Annotated in this window: 17 protein-coding genes; 6 read left to right on the plus strand and 11 right to left on the minus strand. The window is 65.6% G+C overall.

All coding sequences use genetic code 11. From position 1 onward, the window contains the following. Positions 1–91: 91 nt before the first annotated feature. Complete coding sequence (rho, locus tag L3V85_RS20520; RefSeq protein ID WP_081266259.1) at positions 92–1357, plus strand: transcription termination factor Rho; 1266 nt, start codon at positions 92–94, stop codon at positions 1355–1357. Between the two features lie 58 nt (positions 1358–1415). Here the strand turns inward: rho and L3V85_RS20525 are convergent, their stop codons facing one another. Beyond that, positions 1416–2483: an oxidoreductase gene (locus tag L3V85_RS20525; protein ID WP_237674559.1), complete on the minus strand. Its 1068-nt coding sequence runs from the start codon at positions 2481–2483 to the stop codon at positions 1416–1418. A gap of 181 nt (positions 2484–2664) precedes the next feature. Here L3V85_RS20525 and L3V85_RS20530 point away from each other — a divergent pair, with 181 nt between their 5' ends. The 3 genes from L3V85_RS20530 (at position 2665) to L3V85_RS20540 (ending at position 6098) form a co-directional block, all read left to right on the plus strand. Beyond that, on the plus strand, positions 2665–2934 hold the full coding sequence (locus L3V85_RS20530) for a type B 50S ribosomal protein L31 (protein ID WP_237674560.1): 270 nt from the start codon (positions 2665–2667) through the stop codon (positions 2932–2934). A 78-nt stretch (positions 2935–3012) separates the two neighbouring features. After that, on the plus strand, positions 3013–4749 hold the full coding sequence (locus tag L3V85_RS20535; protein ID WP_237674561.1) for a hypothetical protein: 1737 nt from the start codon (positions 3013–3015) through the stop codon (positions 4747–4749). Beyond that, positions 4746–6098, plus strand: coding sequence for an MATE family efflux transporter (locus L3V85_RS20540; RefSeq protein WP_237674562.1), 1353 nt, complete (start codon positions 4746–4748; stop codon positions 6096–6098). The genes L3V85_RS20535 and L3V85_RS20540 overlap by 4 nt, the downstream gene beginning before the upstream one ends. Positions 6099–6117: 19 nt before the next feature. Here L3V85_RS20540 and phoR read toward each other — a convergent pair whose 3' ends face one another. Genes phoR through pstS form a run of 7 tightly spaced genes read right to left on the minus strand, consistent with a single transcriptional unit; the run spans position 6118 to position 12773 of the window. After that, on the minus strand, positions 6118–7461 hold the full coding sequence (gene phoR, locus L3V85_RS20545) for a phosphate regulon sensor histidine kinase PhoR (protein ID WP_237674563.1): 1344 nt from the start codon (positions 7459–7461) through the stop codon (positions 6118–6120). A 44-nt stretch (positions 7462–7505) separates the two neighbouring features. Then, positions 7506–8198, minus strand: coding sequence for a phosphate regulon transcriptional regulator PhoB (gene phoB, locus L3V85_RS20550; RefSeq protein ID WP_007836652.1), 693 nt, complete (start codon positions 8196–8198; stop codon positions 7506–7508). Positions 8199–8226: 28 nt separating this feature from the next. Then, a complete protein-coding gene (phoU, locus tag L3V85_RS20555) occupies positions 8227–8928 on the minus strand; it encodes a phosphate signaling complex protein PhoU (protein ID WP_237674564.1) in 702 nt (233 codons plus the stop codon). Between the two features lie 16 nt (positions 8929–8944). Further along, positions 8945–9724 carry a phosphate ABC transporter ATP-binding protein PstB gene (gene pstB / locus L3V85_RS20560; protein WP_021007056.1) on the minus strand — a complete coding sequence of 260 codons (780 nt, stop codon included), beginning with the start codon at positions 9722–9724 and terminating at the stop codon, positions 8945–8947. 17 nt (positions 9725–9741) lie between these two features. Then, the gene (pstA, locus tag L3V85_RS20565) at positions 9742–10629 is read right to left on the minus strand and encodes a phosphate ABC transporter permease PstA (RefSeq protein ID WP_272933907.1); all 888 of its coding nucleotides are present in this window, start codon (positions 10627–10629) and stop codon (positions 9742–9744) included. After that, positions 10626–11708, minus strand: coding sequence for a phosphate ABC transporter permease subunit PstC (gene pstC / locus L3V85_RS20570; protein ID WP_237674565.1), 1083 nt, complete (start codon positions 11706–11708; stop codon positions 10626–10628). Before pstC ends, pstA begins: the two co-directional genes overlap by 4 nt. A 30-nt stretch (positions 11709–11738) precedes the next feature. Next, complete coding sequence (gene pstS / locus L3V85_RS20575; protein ID WP_237674566.1) at positions 11739–12773, minus strand: phosphate ABC transporter substrate-binding protein PstS; 1035 nt, start codon at positions 12771–12773, stop codon at positions 11739–11741. Between the two features lie 250 nt (positions 12774–13023). On the opposite strand from pstS, the gene L3V85_RS20580 reads away from it, so the two are divergent. After that, the gene (locus L3V85_RS20580; RefSeq protein WP_237674567.1) at positions 13024–14544 is read left to right on the plus strand and encodes a Ppx/GppA phosphatase family protein; all 1521 of its coding nucleotides are present in this window, start codon (positions 13024–13026) and stop codon (positions 14542–14544) included. 18 nt (positions 14545–14562) lie between these two features. On the opposite strand, the gene L3V85_RS20585 is transcribed toward L3V85_RS20580, so the two are convergent. From L3V85_RS20585 to L3V85_RS20595, 3 genes are read right to left on the minus strand one after another with little or no spacing between them, the layout of a single operon-like run. Then, positions 14563–15024 (minus strand): SixA phosphatase family protein, encoded by a 462-nt coding sequence (locus L3V85_RS20585; protein ID WP_237680616.1) that lies wholly within the window; start codon positions 15022–15024, stop codon positions 14563–14565. Positions 15025–15043: 19 nt separating this feature from the next. Next, positions 15044–17365, minus strand: a complete 2322-nt coding sequence (gene ppk1 / locus L3V85_RS20590) for a polyphosphate kinase 1 (protein ID WP_414080142.1) — start codon at positions 17363–17365, stop codon at positions 15044–15046. Continuing rightward, positions 17362–18246, minus strand: coding sequence for a GNAT family N-acetyltransferase (locus L3V85_RS20595; RefSeq protein ID WP_237674569.1), 885 nt, complete (start codon positions 18244–18246; stop codon positions 17362–17364). The genes ppk1 and L3V85_RS20595 overlap by 4 nt, the downstream gene beginning before the upstream one ends. Positions 18247–18391: 145 nt before the next feature. On the opposite strand from L3V85_RS20595, the gene L3V85_RS20600 reads away from it, so the two are divergent. Further along, positions 18392–20071, plus strand: a complete 1680-nt coding sequence (locus tag L3V85_RS20600) for an FAD-dependent oxidoreductase (RefSeq protein WP_237674570.1) — start codon at positions 18392–18394, stop codon at positions 20069–20071. Positions 20072–20076 lie beyond the last annotated feature (5 nt).

The following is a 20076-nucleotide window of genomic DNA, read 5'->3' on the forward strand; positions in this document are numbered from 1 at the left end:
CGGTTCGAGTTCCCCGGTTGGTGAAGCAGTTCTCGCTTCACACCCAACCTCCCCCCGTTTTCCGTTCGATTACCCCGCGAGGGGTCATTCCATGCACTTAAACGAACTCAAGGCACTCCACGTGTCTGAAGTCCTCAAGCAGGCTGAAGCGCTTGAGATCGAAAACGTCGGCCGCATGCGCAAGCAGGAGCTGATGTTCGCGATCATCAAGAAGCGCGCCAAGGCCGGCGAGCAGGTCTTCGCCGACGGCGTGCTCGAAATCCTGCCGGACGGCTTCGGCTTCCTGCGCAGCCCCGACACCAGCTTCACGGCCAGCACGGACGACATCTACATCTCGCCCAGCCAGGTGCGCCGCTTCAACCTGCACACCGGCGACATGATCGAAGGCGAAGTGCGCACGCCCAAGGACGGCGAACGCTACTTCGCGCTGACCAAGCTCGACAAGGTCAACGACGGTCCGCCAGAGCAGAACAAGCACAAGGTGATGTTCGAGAACCTGACGCCGCTGTTCCCCAAGGAGCAGATGAAGCTCGAACGCGACGGCATCAAGGGCGAAGAGAACATCACGGGCCGCATCATCGACATCATCGCCCCCATCGGCAAAGGCCAGCGCGCCCTGCTCGTGGCACCGCCCAAGAGCGGCAAGACGGTGATGATGCAGCACATCGCCCACGCGATCAGCGCCAACTACCCCGACGTCCACATGATGGTGCTGCTCGTCGACGAGCGCCCCGAAGAAGTGACCGAAATGCAGCGCACGGTGAAGGGCGAGGTCATTGCCTCGACTTTCGACGAGCCCGCAGCGCGCCACGTGCACGTCGCCGAAATGGTGATCGAGCGCGCCAAGCGCCTGGTCGAACTCAAGAAGGACGTGGTGATCCTGCTCGACTCGATCACCCGCCTCGCCCGCGCCTACAACAACGTCGTGCCCTCGTCGGGCAAGGTGCTGACCGGCGGTGTCGATTCCAACGCCCTGCAGCGCCCCAAGCGCTTCCTGGGCGCCGCGCGCAACGTGGAAGAAGGCGGCTCGCTGACCATCATCGGCACCGCGCTGATCGACACCGGCAGCCGCATGGACGAAGTGATCTTCGAAGAGTTCAAGGGCACCGGCAACTCCGAAATCCACCTCGACCGCCGCCTGTACGAAAAGCGCGTGTTCCCCTCGATCCAGCTCAACCGCAGCGGCACCCGCCGCGAAGAGCTGCTGCTGGCACCCGAGATCTTGCAGAAGACCCGCATCCTGCGCCAGCTCATGTACAACATGGACGAGATCGAGTCGATGGAGCTGATGCTCAAGAACATGAAGGCGACCAAGACCAATGTCGAGTTCTTCGACATGATGCGTCGCGGCGGCTGAGCACCACTTCGCTCTGTCCGCGAAAGCGCGTTGACCCGTTGGGGCCAACGCGCTTTTTTCATGGGCGCGCTACAGCGATTGCACGGCCTTCGAGCGCACTCTGGCGGCCAAGGTCGAGCAGCTCCATGAGCGCGACGGCCTGCTCAGGCGGCACAGGATTCGGGCCCTTGCCCAGGATGGCGTCACGCACCGCGGCGTAGTAGTCGACGTAGTTGCCCGCGCGCGTGGGCACGCCGCGTTTGCCGGACGTACCGTCGCTTTCGGCCAGCGTGAGTTCGCCATCGAGCGGGTCGGCGCCCCACCCTTCGGCCGGCGGCCTCTGCCCTGAGCGCAGCGCGTCTTCCTGCGTGTCGACGCCATGCTTGAGGTAACTGCCGCGCGTGCCATGCACGATGTAGCGCGGTGCGGCTTCGGCTGCCAGCGTTGTCGAGTGCAGTACCACGCGCAGCGGCGCATGCGGTCCGCTTTCGTAGCGCAGCACGGCGTGAAAGTAGTCCTCGACCACGGCGCCGTCGCGCAGCACGGCGGTGTCGAGCTGGATCGTGTCGGGACGGCCGAACAGTTGCACGGTCTGGTCGACCAGATGCGCGCCCAGGTCCACCCAGAGGCCGGAACCCGGCACCGCCTGCTCGCGCCAGCGCACTTTCACCTCGGGCCGGAAACGGTCGAAATGCGACTCCATGTACACGGGACGCCCCAGTTCGCCGCTTGCCAGGATGTCTTTGAGTGTCAGGAAGTCGGCATCGAAGCGGCGGTTCTGATAAACCGCCAGCACGCGCTTGTTGCGCTCGGCCAACGCATGCAGCGCCCTGGCCTCGGCCACATCGAGCGTGAAAGGCTTGTCGACCACCACATGCTTGCCGGCTTCCAGCGCGGCCTTGGCGACCGGAAAATGTTGGGCATTCGGTGTCGCAACTACGACAAGATCGATGTCCGATCGGGCCACCAGCGCCGCCACGTCGGAAACCACGGCCACGCCCGGCCAGTCTTTCTGGACCTTGGCCGGCTGCGAACTCGCCACCGCGGCCAATTCGAGCCCTGGCACCGCAGAAAGCACGGGCGCATGGAAAGTCTGGCCGGCAAAGCCATAGCCGACGAGGCCGGCGCGCAAGGTTGTAACAGTCATGGGAGGGCTGGTTTGCTCGGAAAAGCGGCAGTATGCGATAATCATGGGCTCCGCGAAAAGTGCGGCCGGGCAGCGTCGCCCGGCTTCCCAGGCTTGCCTGGGGCGGCGCGTCAAAAGACTGGCGCACTGGTGGCTCTCGCATCGACCGCGCATTGATTCCAACAGCGCAAAAGGAAATAGCATGGCAAAAGAAGGCATCCACCCGAATTACCGCGAAGTTCTGTTCGTCGACATGTCGAACGGCTTCAAGTTCGTGACCCGTTCGTGCGCGAACACCAAGGAAATGGGCAAGACCGAAGACGGCCGCGAGCTCCCCCTGTTCAAGCTGGACACCACCAGCGAATCGCATCCCTTCTACACCGGCACCCAGAAGTCGGTCGACAACATGGGCGGTCGCGTCGAGAAGTTCCGCAACCGCTTCGGCAAGACCACCGGCGCCGCTTCGAAGTAAAGCACGCGCTTTTGCGTCGAGGGCAGCCCGGTTTACCGCGCTGCCCTTTTTGTTTCTGAAACCTGCCTCCCGCCACTTTTGAACCAACCCACCCCAGCGATCGTTGCCCAGAGTGCCGTGCGCCGGCTGCCGCGCATCGCACTGCTGCTGCTGTGCGCGGCCTACCTGCTGCCGGGCCTGGTCGGCCGGGGGCCATGGAAAAGCGCGGACATCACCGCCTTCGGCTACATGGCCGAACTGGCCCGCACCACTGAAGGCATCTCGCGCTGGTTCGACCCGTTGCTGCTGGGCCTTCGCCCCGAGACCCCCGCGCTGGTTCCGTACTGGATCGGTGCCTGGGCCATCAAGATCGCTCCCTCGTGGCTCAACCCCGATCTGGCGGTGCGCATCGCGTTTGCATTCCTCCTCTGGGGCACGTTCACCGCCACCTGGTACGCCGTCTACTATCTGGCCCGCACCGCGCGCGCCCAGCCCGTGGCCTTCGCTTTCGGCGGTGAAGCGCGTCCTACCGACTACGCACGCGCCATCGCCGACGGTGGGCTGCTGGCGCTGATCGCCTGCCTCGGCCTGGCCCAACTCGGCCACGAGACCACACCCGCGCTCGCGCAGCTATTCTTCGCCTCGTACCTGTTCTACGGCGTCGCCGCGCTGCCGTACCGCCGAGCCGGCCCGGTGATCGCGCTGATCGTGGGCACCCTGGGCATCACCTTGAGCGGTGCGCCCACGGTCGGCCTGGCACTGGCCATCGGCAGCACGCTGTACATCGCCTACGAGCGCCGCAGCGTGGCAAAGAACCGGACCGAATTCGATATCGATTCCGACGACGGCCCCGGCTACACCCTTGGCGCCTTCGCAACGATGGCGAGCGTCACCGCGCTGGCCGCGGTGCTGGTGTTCGCACTCGGCCTCCCGCAATGGAAGATCACGCTGACCGGCGGCTCCTTGTTCGGCGACATCCGCGGCCAGGCCAAGCTGCTGCTGTGGTTCACATGGCCGGTCTGGCCTCTCGCGATCTGGACGCTGTGGCGGTGGCGCCGACAACTCAATGCGCGCCATGTGGCGCTGCCGTTCTGGTTCGCGCTGGTGCCGCTGGCCGCGACCTGGACGACCGACTTCTCCGACCGCTCGCTGATGCTGGCGCTGCCCGCCTTTGCCACGCTGGCGGCATTCGCGCTGCCCACCTTCCGCCGCAGCGCTGCAGCACTGGTCGACTGGTTCAACGTGCTTTTCTTCAGCGGACTGGCGCTGCTCGGCTGGATCTACTGGATCGCCATGCAGACCGGCGTGCCGCCCAAGCCAGCAGCCAGCGTGACCCGGCTGGTGCCCGGCTTCGTGCCCGAGTTCTCGCCCATCGCCGTGGTGCTGGCTGCAGCCGCGACCATTGCCTGGTGCTGGCTGGTGCGCTGGCGCACCGGGCGGCATCGCGCGGCCCTCTGGAAAACGCTGGTGCTGCCGGCCGGCGGCACGGCGCTGTGCTGGATGCTGCTGATGACGCTGTGGCTGCCCCCGATCGACTACGCGCGCAGCTACGTGCCGCAGGTGCACGCCGTGGCCGAACGCGTCGGCCAGCCGAACTGCATCGCGGAACTCGCGTTGAGCCGCCCGCACATCGCAGCACTGCGCTACCACGGCCAGTTCAACCTGCAGCCACTGCTGCTGGGCACCGATTGCCCCTGGCTGCTGGCGAGCCCGGAGACCATCGAGCGCCTGCACACGATCATCCCCTTCGATCAATGGCGCTTCAGCGGCACCCTTCGCCGTCCCAGCAGCCCGGCCGACGACCTGCTGCTCTACCAGAAGATCACGCCCCAGTGAGCGCACCCAGCGGCGAAAGGGGCCTGATCGCTCGGCACGCCGGCACCGTGCTGGTCGGCCAGTTGGCCGTGATGGCCTTCGGCGTGACCGACACCATCATCGCCGGCCGCTACTCCGAGGGCGCACTGGCCGCACTGTCGGTCGGCGCCGCGATTTTCGTCAGCGTGTACGTCTCGCTGATGGGTGTGCTGCAGGCGCTGCTGCCTGTGTGGGCTGAACTGCACGGCGCCGGGCGAAGCAACGAAGTGGGCCGCTCGGTGCGGCAATCGCTGTACCTCGCTGCCATTGCGATCGTGGTGGGCATGGCCGCGCTGCTGGCACCCGCCGCGGTGCTGCGGCTGACTCAGGTGCCCCCCGAAATGCGCGGCGACGTGGAGATGTACCTGCGCGTGCTGGCCTTCGCCTTGGCACCAGCCCTGCTCTTTCGCCTGTTCAGCACGCTGAACCAGAGCCTGGGCAAGCCGCAGCTCGTGACGTGGCTCCAGTTGGGCTCGCTGTTCGTGAAGCTGCCGCTTTCGATCTGGTTCACCTTCGGCGGTGCGGGCCTGCCCGCGATGGGGCTGGTGGGTTGCGGCTGGGCCACGCTGTGCGTGAACTGGGCCATGCTCGCCTGCGCGATCTGGTTGCTGCGCAGCAGTCCCTTCTATCGCGGCTATCGGTTGTGGGAACGCCTCGAGAAGCCCGACTGGCACCAGATCCGCCTGTTCGCCAAGCTGGGCGTGCCGGGAGGCCTGGCCGTGCTGGTCGAAGTGACTTCGTTCACGCTGATGGCGCTGTTCATCGCGCGCCTGGGCACTGCTGCGGCGGCGGCGCACCAGATCGCGGCGAACCTGATGGCGGTGGCATACATGGTGCCGCTGTCGCTCTCGATCGCGACCAGCGCGCGCGTGAGCTTCTGGCTCGGCGCCGGCGATGCCATGCGGGCGCGCCACGCATGCAGGCTGGGATTCGAGCAGACCGTGTTGTGCGCGCTGCTGTTCTCGACTGCGCTGGTCACCTTCCGCCATCCGTTGGCCAACGTGTATTCAGACAACCCCGCAGTGGTCGCCTTGGCAGCGTCGCTGATGCTGGCCGTGGCTGCCTATCACCTGGCCGACGCCATGCAAACGCTGTGCGTGTTCCTGCTGCGTTGCTACCGGGTCACGCTGGCGCCGCTGGTCATCTACTGCACGATGCTCTGGGGCCTGGGACTCGGCGGCAGCTACCTGCTTGCGTATCACGGCCTGGGGCCGTGGACAGCCATGCGATCGCCGCTGGCGTTCTGGATGATGAGTGCTGGCGCACTGGCGCTGACGGCCATGTTCTTCATCAGCCTGCTGCGCTGGACCATGAAGAAGCGCGCGGCCTGAAAGCCGCCGTGCCGCCTGCTTAGTGCTGCTTGGCCAGCAGTCGCGCTTCCCGGACACGCGCAGCCGGGAACACCAGCGCGAAGCGAGAGCCCTTGCCCACCGTGCTTTCGATGCGCAACTCGGCGCCGTGGCGTTGCGCGATGTGCTTCACGATGGCAAGGCCCAACCCGGTACCACCGGTCTCGCGCGAACGACTGCGGTCGATGCGGTAGAAGCGTTCGGTCAGGCGGGGAATGTGCTCAGCCGCGATGCCGGGGCCCGTGTCCTTCACCGCATATTCACCGCGCCCGTCAGGCAGCACCCGCCAGCTGACGGCCACCTCGCCGCCACCGGGCGTGTAGCGGATGGCGTTGCTCAGCAGGTTCGACATCGCGCTCTGCAGTTCGGTCGGCGCGCCCGACACCTCGGACTCTGCATCGATGGTGAACGAAAGGCGGTGGCCCAGCGGTGCCAATCGGCCCGACAGTCCTCGGCCCTCATCCTCGCAATGCGCCAGCAGGGCCCGGATGCGGATCCACTGGTTGCCCGAAGGCGCCGCGCTGCCCTCCAGCCGCGACAGCGTCAGCAGGTCGTTCACCAGCGTTTCCATGCGGTGCGACTGCTGCCCCATCAGCGACAGGTAGCGCGTGCGCTCGTCCGCATCGAGCGGCAGGTTCTGCAGCGTTTCGACAAAGCCCGCGAGCACGGTCAGCGGCGTGCGGATCTCATGAGACACGTTCGCCACGAAATCGCGGCGCATGGCTTCCGCCTGCTCCAGCGCCGTGATGTCGCGCGTCAGCAGCATGCGGCGGTTGCCCGCATAAGGATGCACCTGCACCGACAGCCGCACGAGGTGGCTGCGCTGGTGCGCATGACCCGGGCCGAAGGCGTCGATGATGACGTCGCGGCTGTAGTTCCACGACGCGAGGTAGGCAACGAAAGCCGGGTCTCGCACCAGGTTGGCCAGGTGCTGCGCAAGGTCGCGCTCCGCGTCGATGCCGAACTGGCTGGCTGCCGTCTGGTTGCACCATTCGATGCGGCCTTGCTCGTCGAGCAGCACCACGCCGTTCGGCGATGCCTGGATGGCGGCCAGGAACTCCTGCAGCCGGTCTTCGGCCTGCCGGGTCTGCTGCTCGCGGTCTCGCAGCAGCTTGCGGATTCGCTCGGACAACTCGCCCCACACACCCGGCCCACGCGCCGGCAGGCCCACTGCGTCGTTGCGAAGCACCTGCAGCAGCCGCTGTGCGCGCCAGGCATCGAATCCCAGCCACAGCACCGCGCCCAACCAGGCACCCAACCAGCCGAATTTCCAGCCGAAAGCGGCAACAGCGCCCGCTCCGATCGCAAGGGACGCTATTAAAAATGTAGCAATACGGAAAGGCATGGCGGGCGATTATCCGCGCCCGCAGCCAAAGGAAGCCACGGCGCTCAAACCGTGACTTGAGCGGTCAGGCGGTAGCCGGCTCCGCGCACGGTTTCCACCATGGGCGCTGCCGCGCCCAGCGATTCACGCAGGCGCTTGACGTGCACATCGACTGTGCGTTCCTCGATGTAGACATGGTCGCCCCACACCTTGTCGAGCAACTGGGCCCGGCTGTGCACGCGCTCGGCATGCTGCATCAGGTAAGCCAGCAGCTTGAATTCGGTCGGGCCGACCTTGAGGGCGCCGCCCTGCCAGGTCACGCGATGAGTGGAGGTGTCGAGCGCCAGTTCGCCGATTTCGACGCGCTCCGTCACTACTTCCGGCGCCCGGCGGCGTAGCACCGCGCGGATGCGGGCCAACATTTCCTGGGTAGAGAAAGGCTTGGTGATGTAGTCGTCGGCACCGGCGTCGAGGCCCGCGACCTTGTCTGGCTCGTCGCCGCGCGCCGTCAGCATCAGGATCGGGATGGCCTTGGTGCGCGGGTCCTTGCGCCACTGGCGCGCGAGCTGCAGGCCGCTTTGGCCGGGCAGCATCCAGTCGAGCAGGATCAGGTCCGGCAGGAAGGCGTCGATCTCGCGCTGGGCTGCGGCACCATCTTCCGACCAGATCGGCTCGAAGCCGTTATGGCGCAGGTTGACGGCGATCAGCTCGGCGATCGAGGACTCGTCTTCGACGATCAGGACTCGGGGTTTCTTCATTGCTTTCTTGGGAGTCTTGCCGCCGTTGTTACTGCAGCGCGGACTCTATTTCTTGCATCGAAGTGTGCCGCACATCGGCACCCTTGACGATGTAGATGATGAATTCGGCGATGTTCTTGGCATGGTCGCCGATGCGTTCGATGGCCTTGGCCAGGAACAGCAGGTCGAGGCTGGCGGAAATCGTGCGCGGGTCTTCCATCATGTAGGTGACCAGCTTGCGCACGAAACCGTCGAACTCGCGGTCGATCAGGTCGTCGTCCTTCAGGATCGACAGCGCTGCGGCGGTGTCGAGCCGGGCGAAGGCGTCGAGCGCGGTGCGCAGCAGGCCCGAAGCCAGGTCGGCAGCGATGCGCAGCTCGGTCGTGGGCAGTTGGCGTGCCGCGCCGCTCTCGATGATCGACTTGACCATGCGCGCGATCTTGTTGGCCTCGTCGCCCACGCGTTCGAGGTTGGCGGTGGTCTTGCTGATGGCGATCAGCAGGCGCAGGTCGCGAGCCGTGGGCTGGCGACGCGCGATGATCGACGACAGCTCGCGGTCGATGTCGATTTCCATCGCATTGACACGGTGCTCGGTCTCCATCACGCGGTCAGCGGCTTCGGAGTCGAACTGCAGCAGCGCGTACACGGCCTGGTGAATCTGCGACTCGACCATGCCGCCGAGTTCCATCACGCGCGACGAGACGCCGTTGAGTTCGCTGTCGAACTGGCTGGAAAGGTGTTTCTCGGTCATTTTGTCTCCTTTGACTTCAACCGAAGCGGCCGGTGATGTAGTCCTCGGTCTCCTTGCGCTGCGGCTTGAAGAACATCTGTTCGGTGGCGCCGAACTCGATCAGGTCGCCGAGGTACATGTAGGCGGTGTAGTCGCTGCAGCGGGCGGCCTGCTGCATGTTATGCGTCACGATGACCACCGTGTATTCATTCTTCAGTTCGGCGATCAGTTCCTCGATCTTCGCGGTGGAGATCGGGTCGAGCGCAGAGCAGGGTTCGTCGAGCAGCAGCACTTCGGGCTTGATGGCGATGCCGCGTGCGATGCACAGGCGCTGCTGCTGGCCGCCGGAGAGGCCCGAGCCGCTTTGCTGCAGCTTGTCGCGCACTTCGGTCCACAGGGCGGCCTTCTTCAGGGCCCATTCGACACGGTCGTCCATTTCGCTGGCCGAGAGGTTCTCGAACAGCTTCACGCCGAAGGCGATGTTGTCGTAGATCGACATCGGGAACGGCGTGGGCTTCTGGAACACCATGCCGACCTTGGCGCGGATCAGCGCCACGTCTTGCTTGGAGGTGAGCAGGTTCTCGCCGTCGAGGGCGATGGTGCCTTCGGCGCGTTGCTCGGGGTAGAGCTCGAACATGCGGTTGAAGGTGCGCAGCAAGGTCGACTTGCCGCAGCCCGACGGGCCGATGAAGGCCGTGACCTTGTTCTCGGGGATCTCGAGGTTGATGCCCTTGAGCGCGTGGAACTTGCCGTAGTAGAAGTTCAGGTCCTTGACCGAAATCTTCGAGCGCGACGGTTGTGCGACGGTGTTTGGCATGTTGGCGTCTTCTTGATTTAGTGTTTGTTGCGCGTCAGGACCCGCGCCAGGATATTGAGGGCGAGCACGGCGACGGTGATCAGGAACACGCCGGCCCATGCCAGCTGTTGCCAATTCTCGTACGGGCTCATTGCGAACTTGAAGATCGTGACCGGCAGGCTGGCCATCGGCTGGCTCACGTCGGCGGTCCAGAACTGGTTGTTCAGCGCGGTGAAGAGCAGCGGCGCGGTCTCGCCAGCGATGCGGGCCACGGCCAGCAGCACACCGGTGACCACACCGGCGCGGGCCGCGCGCAGCGTGATGCTGATGATGACCTTCCACTTCGGCGTGCCAAGTGCGTAGGCTGCCTCGCGCAGGCCCGGGGGCACCAGCTGCAGCATGTTCTCGGTGGTGCGGATCACGACCGGAATCACGATCAGCGCCAGTGCGATGGAGCCGGCAAGGCCGGAGAAGGTCTTGAAGTAGGCCACCACCACGGCATAGACGAACAGGCCGATCACGATCGACGGCGCCGACAGCAGGATGTCATTGACGAAGCGAGTGATCGAGGCCAGCCAGCCCTTGGGGTTGTACTCGGCCAGGTAGATGCCGGCCATGATGCCGATGGGCGTGCCCACGAAGGTGGCCAGCATCACCATCACGAACGAACCGAAGATCGCGTTGGCGATACCGCCCGCCTCGTTCGGCGGCGGCGTCATTTCGGTGAAGGTGGCGATGGCCAGGCCGCCGACGCCCTGGCGTAGCGTTTCCCACAGGATCCAGACCAGCCAGAACACGCCGAATGCCATCGCGGCGAGCGACAGCGTCAGTGCGATCTTGTTGACACGGTTGCGCGAGGCGAACTTGGCCTGGCGCATTTCGGCGAGCGCCTTGGCGCTCAGGAGGTTTTGCGCGGTGGTGCTCACGACTTGGTTCCTTCGCTCTTCTTCATCTTGGCAAGCAGCATCTTCGACAGCGACAGCACGACGAAGGTAATGAAGAACAGCACGAGGCCGAGGTACATCAGTGCAGCCTGGTGCAGGCCGGCGCCGGCTTCGGCGAATTCGTTGGCGAGTGCCGAGGTGATGCTGTTGGCAGCCTCGAACACGGAAAGGGAATTGAGCTGGTTCATGTTGCCGATCACGAACGTGACCGCCATCGTTTCACCCAGCGCCCGGCCGAGGCCGAGCATGATGCCGCCGATCACGCCGGCCTTGGTGTAGGGCAGCACGACCTTGGAAACGACTTCCCAGGTGGTCGAACCCAGGCCATAGGCCGATTCCTTGAGAAGCGGTGGCGTCACTTCGAACACATCGCGCATCACCGAGGCGATGAACGGGATGATCATGATCGCGAGGATGATGCCTGCCGACAGAATACCGATGCCCACGGGCGGGCCGGACACCAAGGCGCCGAGGTACGGCACGCCGGTCAGCAGCTTCTGCAGCGGCTGCTGCACCCAGGTCGACAGGATCGGGCCGAACACCAGCAGGCCCCACATGCCATAGACGATGGACGGCACCGCCGCCAGCAGTTCAATGGCCGTACCCAACGGGCGCTTGAGCCAGTTGGGCGAAAGTTCAGTAAGAAAGAGTGCAATGCCGAAGCTCACCGGCACAGCGATGACCAGCGCGATGATCGAGGTGGCCAGCGTGCCGTAGATCATGACCAGGCCGCCGTACTCCTCCTTCACCGGGTCCCACACGCTGCTCGTGAGGAAGCCGAGGCCGTACTTGGAAATGGCGGGCCATGCGCCGACGATCAGCGACACCAGGATGCCGATGAGCATCGCGAGCGTCAGCAGCGCGGCGCCCTTGGCAGCCCAGCCGAACAAACGGTCGGCCATCGGGCCGGAGCGCGGGGCCTTGACGGGGGGCGGAGGGGCGGTAACGCGGCCGCGCTCGGCCGCGAGGTCGAGGGAGGCGCCTGCGGCGGGAAAGGTGGATGACACGGGTCGCTCCGGCAAAGACGAAAGCGGCGCGTCCTCGAGCGAAGAATTGCTCATGGGCGCGCCGTTCTGGACTGATGGGTTGTTTTACTTGTAAGCGACGGCCTTGCCCGACGCATCCTTCACATCACCCCATGCCTTGGCGATGGATGCCTTCACGGCGTCAGGCATCGGCACGTAGTCGAGTTCGTCGGCCGTCTTGTCGCCGCTCTTGTAGGCCCAGTCGAAGAACTTCAGCACGGTGGTCGCGTTGGCGGGCTTGTCTTGCACCTTGTGCAGCAAGATGAAGGTCGCGCCGGTGATCGGCCATGCGCCCTTGTCGGACTGGTTGGTCAGCACCTGGTAGAAGGTCTTGCTCCAGTCGGCGCCGGAAGCAGCGGCCTTGAAGGCGGTGTCGTCGGGCGACACGAAGGTGCCAGCGGCGTTTTGCATTTGCGCGTACGTCATCTTGTTTTGCTTGACGTAGGCGTATTCGACGTAGCCGATCGAGTTGGGCAGGCGGTTCACGAAAGCGGCAACGCCTTCGTTGCCCTTGCCGCCCGCGCCGGTGGGCCAGTTCACGGCCGTGCCTTCGCCGACCTTGCTCTTCCACTCGGCGTTGACCTTGCTCAGGTAGTTGGTGAACAGGAAGCTGGTGCCCGAACCGTCGGCGCGGCGGACCGGGGCGATGGCGGCGTCAGGCAGAGCCAGCGAACCATTCAGCGCCTTGATGGCGGGGTCGTTCCACTTGGTGATCTTGCCGAGGTAGATGTCGCCCAGGACTTGGCCGTTGAGCTTCAGTTCACCGGGCTTGATGCCCTGAATGTTGACCACGGGGATCACGCCGCCGATGACGGTGGGGAACTGCATCAGGCCCTTGGCTTGCAGTTCGTCGTCCTTCAGGGGAGCATCCGAAGCGCCGAAATCGACGGTCTTGGCTTCGATTTGCTTGATGCCGGCGCCCGAACCGACCGACTGGTAGTTGATCTTGACGCCGGTAGCCTTGTTGAAGTCGGAAGCCCACTTGGCGTACAGCGGTGCCGGGAAGCTGGCGCCGGCGCCGGTCACGTCTTGCGCGAAGGCGGGAATGGTGAACATCGCGGCCAGGAGACCGGCGGTTGCAAATTTGAACGTCGTTTTCATGAAGCTTCCTTTTAGAAGTAAGAAGTAGTCCCTTTCGGGCTTGGGACGGACTCTAAAAAGCTTCTGTGACATCAATATGACACCCCTCTGTCGAGGGAAAATGACGGTAATCCCACGGTGACTTGTGTGACGCTGTCACACAATCGTCATGCACCACGCCTAGCCTCCACCCCCTGCTGTGATGAGACTTGAGGCGCGGCGCGTTCTGTCACGGCGCTACGATTCAGAGAACCGCCCTCTCCACTACAAAATGCAAAACGGCACCCGCCTCGCAGCGGTCGATCTGGGTTCGAACAGCTTCAGGCTGGAAATCGGACAGGTCGACCATGGTCAGATTCATCGCACCGAATATCTCAAGGAGACGGTGCGCCAGGGCAATGGCCTGGACAGCGCGCGCAACCTCACGACCGAGGCCATGCAGCGCGGCTGGGACGCGCTTGCGCGCTTCGGGGAGCGCCTCGCTGGCTTCAAACGCGCGCAGGTCCGCGCCGTCGCTACCCAAACATTGCGCGAGGCACGCAATCGCGAGGAATTTCTATTGCGCGCGCGCACCATTCTGGGGTTCGGCATCGACGTGATCCCCGGGCGCGAAGAAGCCCGCCTGATCTACCAGGGCGTGGCGCACATGCTGCCGCACTCCGACGCCTCCGATCGCGAACGGCGCCTGGTCATCGACATCGGGGGGCGCTCCACCGAAATGATCATCGGCCACGCACTGGAGGCCGACCGCATGGAGTCTTACCGTGTCGGCAGCGTGGCCTGGTCAATGAAGCATTTCGGCGAAGGCCTGTTCACCCCCACCGCCTTCCGCGCCGCCGAGGTGGCCGCCAAGGCCGTGCTGGACGACGCGCTTGCCACGTACACCCGCGACCAGTGGGACGTGGCCTACGGCGCCTCCGGCACGATCGGCGCGGTCGGCGACGTCCTGGCCGCGGCCGGCGGCGAGCCCGGGCTCGTCACGCGCGAAGGTCTCGACTGGCTGCTCGACCGCCTGCTGAAGGCCGGTAGCGCCGACAAGCTGCGCATGGACGGCATGCGCGAAGACCGCAAGGCCGTGATCGGCGGCGGCGTCAGCGTGCTGCGTGCGGTGTTCGAGCTGCTCGGCATCCAGGAAATGAAAGTCGCCCAGGGCGCGCTGCGCCACGGCGTGCTTTATGAATTGCTGGAACGCGACGAAAGCGTGGCCGACATGCGCACCGCCACGGTCGCGCGGCTGGCCAACCGCTTCACCGTCGATACGGCGCAAGCCAAGCGCGTGGGCGACACGGCCGCCAGCCTGTTCCTGCAGCTGTCTCCCGCCGCCCGCGGCGGCAACACGTCGAGTCGCGCCGGCCGCGCGCTGCGCAAGCTGGGCTGGGCGGCACAGCTGCATGAGATTGGCACCCAGATCTCGCACAGCGACTATCACAAGCATGGCGCCTACATCCTCGACAACGCCGACGCCCCCGGCTTCGCAGTGAACGAGATGCACGCGCTCGGCCAGTTGGTGCTGGGCCAGCGCGGCAAGCTGCGCAAGCTCGAGGTGGCACTGGACGACGAAACCTTCGTGATGCAACTGCTGTCGCTGCGACTCGCGATCATTCTGTGCCATGCGCGGCGCGATCCCGATCCGCAGGCGCTGCACCTGGCGGCGCTGGGAGCGCGAGCCTTCACGATCGCCTGCGCGCCGGACTGGGCCGAGGCCTATCCACAGTCGGCGCACCTGTTGCGCGAAGAAGTGCTGGCCTGGCAGAAGACCAGCAGCTGGCGCGTAGAGCTCAGCGGCTGCTGAGCCGCGCGAACTCGGCGCTCAGAGCAGTTCCGGCGACTGCACCGTCACCACGACGGTCTGCACGTCGCCGTCGCGCTCGCGCGTGCGGATCCACCAGAGCGCCCCCTTGCGCACGGGGCAGCTGTCCTGCTTGAGGCCCAGCAGCAGAGAAATCGCCTGCCCCACCGACGGCTGGTGGCCGATCATGAGCACGACCGACTTGCCATTGGGCCACCCGGCAGCGCCGAGCAACGCCTCGGCCGTGGTGTCGGGCGCCAGTTCGGAGCGCAGCTTGTACTTGCGGCCCAGCGCCAGGGCTGTCTGCTCGCAGCGCCGTGCAGGGCTGCAAATGATGCGCGTGCCGTCAGGCAGCTGACGGTCGAGCCAGGTCGCCATGCGCTTGGCCTGCTTTTCGCCGCGCGCAGTAAGAGAGCGCTGCAGGTCGTCGCAGCCCTCGGTCCAGTCCTCGGCTTCGGCGTGGCGCCAGAAGATCAAGTCCATGGTCATCGTCTTTCGGTCTTCAGTTGCTGGATGCATCCCGGAGGTGCCCTCGGGATGCATAGCGGTTCATCAGCGCGGCTTGCGCGCCGTGTGCTTCGATCATGCGGGAAGCGCCCGCCTCGCCTGAATGTGTGTCGTGGTTGACGCGGGTGTAGATGCCATCGCCGCCCAGGTCCCAGGCGTCACGCCCGTCGTGCAGGTAGGCCACCAGGCATTCGTCGATCAGGCGCTGGCGCAGGCCCGGGTCGGTCACCGGCCAGGCAAGTTCGATGCGCCGCATCATGTTGCGGTTCATCCAGTCGGCGCTAGAGAGATAGAGCGACTCGTCCTCACCGTTGCGGAAGTAGAAGACCCGCGAATGCTCGAGGAAACGCCCGATGACCGAGCGCACGCGAATGTTGTCGGTCAGCCCCGGCACCTGCGCCGGCAGCGTGCAGGCGCCGCGCACGATCAGGTCGATCTTCACGCCCTTCTGCCCCGCGCGGATCAGCGCGGCGATGATTTCCTCGTCGGTCAGCGCATTCATCTTGGCGACGATGCGGGTCGGTTGCCCCGCTGCAGCCGCCACGCCCAATGCATCAATCTGTGTGACGAGGTTTTTGTGCAGGTCGAACGGCGCCAGCCACATGCGGTTGAGCTTGGGCAGGCGGCTCTGGCTTGCGAGGTGGACGAACACGGTCTCCATGTCGGCCGTCAGCAGCGGGTCGGCCGTGAGATGGCTGATGTCGGTGTAGAGCTTGGCGGTACGCGGGTTGTAGTTGCCCGTGGAGAGATGGCCATAGCGGCGCATCTGCTTCCCTTCGCGGCGGGTCACCAGCAGCATCTTGGCGTGGGTCTTCAGGCCGACCACGCCGTACACCACCTGCGCACCGATCGACTCGAGCATCTCGGCCCAGTTGATGTTGGCCTCTTCGTCGAAGCGCGCCTTCAGTTCCACCACCACCGTGACTTCCTTGCCGCGGCGCACTGCTTCGCGAAGGAGATCCATCAGCACCGAGTCGGCACCGGTGCGGTAGATGGTCTGCTTGATCGCCAGCACCTGGGGGTCGAGCACCGCCTCGCGCAGGAACGCGAGCACGCCGTCGAAGCTCTCGAAGGGCTGGTGGATCAGCACGTCCCCGCGCTGCAGCCGATCGAAGAACGATTGCGACGGCGACAGCGTGACCGGGTACGACGCCGGATACGGCGGAAAGCGCAGCTTGGGCTCGTCGAGCAGGTCCGCCAGTTGGGTGAACCGGGCCAGATTCACCGGACCGTGCACGCGGTACAGCGCCTGCGGCGGCAGGTTGAACTGCGCCAGCAGGAAACTCGCCAGCGACTCCGCGCAGCTCGATGACACCTCCAGCCGCACGGCCTGGCCGTAGTGGCGGTGCTGCAGACCCTGGCGCAACGCGGTGCGCAGGTTCTTGACGTCTTCTTCGTCCACGGCAAGGTCGGAATGCCGCGTAACGCGGAACTGCGAAAAATCGCCCACCTCGCGGCCTGGGAACATGCTCGACAGGTGCGCACGCACCACGCTCGAAAGCGCTACGAACAGCGTCTTGCCGTCCGACACCTTGGCCGGCATCTTGATCAGGCGCGGCAGCACGCGCGGCACCTTCACGATCTGGATCGGGTTTTCTCGCCCGAAGGCGTCCTTGCCGCCCAGCCGCACGATGAAGTTGAGCGACTTGTTCGCCACCTGCGGGAACGGATGCGCCGGATCCAGCCCGACCGGGATCAGCAGCGGGCGCACTTCGCGCTCGAAATACTCGCTGACCCACTTGCGTTGCGCCGGGTTGCGCTCGCCATGCGAAATGATGTGGATGCCGTGCGTGGCAAAGGTCGGCATCAGCTCGTCGTTGTACAGCGCGTACTGGCGCGCCACGAGCGTGTGGGCGGCTTCGGCCAGGCGCTCGAACGATTCGACGGTATAGGTGCCTTTGTGGTCTCCGGCGCTGCCCGCGATCAGGTGCGGCGCGGCACGGACTTCGAAGAACTCGTCGAGATTCGACGAAACGATGCAAAGGTAGCGCAGCCGCTCGATGAGCGGCACTTCGGGCCGATGAGCCCAGTCGAGCACGCGCTCGTTGAATGACAGGATGCTGTGATCGCGGTCCAGCAGCGTGAACGTGGGCGCCGCGACGTCAAGCGACGGATCTGCGGGGTCGGATTGCATAGGCACTGATTCTGGAGCAAGCGGCACAGGAGAACACGTAGGCTGAAATATGACAGTGTCAGCCTCGCTTGTGTCAGTTAGATGACATTCTTGTGACGCCCCTGTGCCAACTGCGACAGGTTCGGCGGTTCCGCTGGGAGAAGCAAGCGGCCCCGGTTCGGGCCGGGCAGCCGCCGGCTTCATGCGCCCAGGAAGTGCTTGCGGTAACGCGCCGGCAAATCGTCAATGCGCATCAGCATCGGCAGATCGGCGGCATTGAAATCCGGATCCCAGGCCGGTGCGCCGAGCACCTTGGCCCCCAGGCGCAGGTAACCCTTGATGAGTGCAGGCGGCTCCACGTCGAGCGTGCTGTCCAGACGCTCGACCGGCAGCGGCAGGCGCGGCTGCACCTGATACTGGATCGGTGCCATGTGGCTGGCCGACACCTGGCGCCAGATGCTCGCGGCGGCATCGCCATTCGTCACACCATTGTGTGACATGGGAATGCTCGCGCAGCCGATCATGGTGTCGAGCTTGTTACGGTGCATGAAACCGGCCAGAGCACCCCACAGCGCCAGGATCACGCCGCCTTGGCGGTGTTCGGGGTGCACGCAGCTGCGACCCAGCTCGACCATGCGCTCGCGAAGGTCGCGCAGGCGGGTGAGGTCGAATTCAGTATCGCTGTAGGTGCTGCCGACGCGGCGCGCCTGCGCCGGGGTCAGCACGCGGTACGTGCCGATGACTTGCTGCGTCAGTTCGTCGCGCACCAGCAGGTGTTCGCAGAAATCGTCGAACAGGTCGATGTCGTGGCCGGCCAGCGGTGAGGACACGCGGGCGCCCATCTCGCCGACGAACACGTCGTAACGCAGGCGTTGCGCGGCGCGCACATCATCGAGGTGGCGGGCCCAGCCCACAGTGATGCCCTGACGGGCTTCGGTGGATGGCGGAAGAATGACAGCGGGCGCCTGGGGCACCGACGTGCGGGCAGCGGTGGTGGTCGAAACACCAACTGCGGGAGCGGGCCACAAGGCCGCGCGCAGCCCGATCTGCGAAAGCGGAAACGTCGGGTTGGGCAGTTCTTTCATGGGGAACCCTTTCTGCCGAGGGAGTCTCCGCACCTGCCATGAAGCCGGCATGTCAGGAACATTGCAAGCACATGACGGTGTTACAGCCCCTCTGGCGCACTTCGTCGTCTAATGCGGTGGACTCGCGAAAAGGAGCTTTTCACGCATGGCCACCGACGCACGCGGCACCGACAACGGCCGCCTCCAGCAGACCTTTCCCGTACTCAGTGACACCGAGATTGCGCGCATTGCGCGTTTCGGCACCGTGCAGCAGTTCGCGCGCGGTACGCGACTTTTCACGGCCGGCGAAACTGGCCCCGGCATGTTCGTGCTGCTCAAAGGGGTCGTGGCGGTCACGCAACGTGACGGGCTCGGGCATGTCGTGCCCATCGTGCGGCAGGGCCCGGGAGAATTCCTGGCCGAAGTCGGCCAATTGAGCGGCCGCCCTGCCTTGGTCGACGGACACGCCGATGAAGACGTCGAGGTGCTGCTCGTGCCTCCGGCGCAGCTACGCGCCCTGCTGGTCGCCGAAGCCGACCTGGGCGAACGCATCACCCGCGCACTCATCCTGCGGCGCGTGGCGCTGATCGAATCCGGCGCTAGCGGCCCGGTGCTGATCGGCCCTCCGCAGTCGCCCGACATGGCGCGGCTGGAGAACTTTCTTCGGCGCAACGGCTACCCCTATCACCTGGTCGACGCGGATGAAGACAGCGACGCCGCCGCACTCATTGCGCAGTACGGCGCGGGAAAGCTGCTGGCCGTGTGCCCCGACGGCTCCGTGCTGGTGAACCCTAGCGACGACGCGCTGGCGCGCTGCCTGGGCATGGTCGACACCGCCGAACGCGACGAGTTGTACGACGTGGCCGTCGTGGGCGCCGGGCCGGCCGGCCTGGCGACGGCGGTGTACGCCGCCTCCGAGGGCCTGCGCGTGATCGTGCTCGATTGCCGCGCTTTCGGCGGACAGGCCGGCGCCAGCGCGCGCATAGAAAACTACCTGGGCTTTCCGACCGGCATCTCGGGCCAGGCACTCGCGGGCCGCGCCTTCGTGCAGGCGCAGAAGTTCGGCGTGGAGATGCTGATCCCCGCCAAGGTGACATCGCTGGACTGCTCGCGCGACAACCCACAGGAGAGCTTGCGTATTTCGCTGGCCGATGGCCGCGCCATCAACGCGCGCACCGTGGTGATTGCCAGCGGCGCGCGCTACCGGCGGCCCGCCGTGCCGCGCCTGGCCGAGTTCGAAGGCCGCGGCATCTGGTACTGGGCCTCGGCCATCGAAGCGAAGATCTGCTCGCAGCAGGAAGTGGCACTGGTCGGCGGCGGCAACTCCGCGGGACAGGCGGCAGTGTTTCTGTCGCGCCACGCGGCCAAGGTCAACGTGCTGGTGCGCGGGCCGTCGCTCGCGGCCAGCATGTCGCGCTACCTGATCGACCGCATCGAAGCCACGCCCAACATCTCGCTGCAGCCTCACACCGAGCTGATCAGCCTGCACGGCGGATCGGACGAAGGCCTCACGGGTGCGACGTGGCGCTGCCACACGTCGGGCAACGAACACGACTGCCCTGCGCGCAACATTTTCCTGTTCGTGGGCGCGGAGCCTGAGACCTCGTGGCTCGAAGGCTGCGGCGTGTCCGTCGACAAACACGGCTTCGTGCTGACCGGCGCGGCTGCGAGCAGTGGCTTTCCGGCGCGGCCGGCGACCGCGCTCGAGTCCAGCGTGCCTGGCGTGTTTGCCGTGGGTGACGTGCGCTCGGGCTCGGTCAAGCGCGTCGGCGGCGCCATCGGCGAAGGCGCGGCTGCAGTCGCGCTGATTCATCAACACCTGTCGCAGGCCTCGACCACGGCCTGATCGAT

The sequence above is a fragment of the Variovorax paradoxus genome (assembly GCF_022009635.1).
Lineage (GTDB): Bacteria > Pseudomonadota > Gammaproteobacteria > Burkholderiales > Burkholderiaceae_C > Variovorax.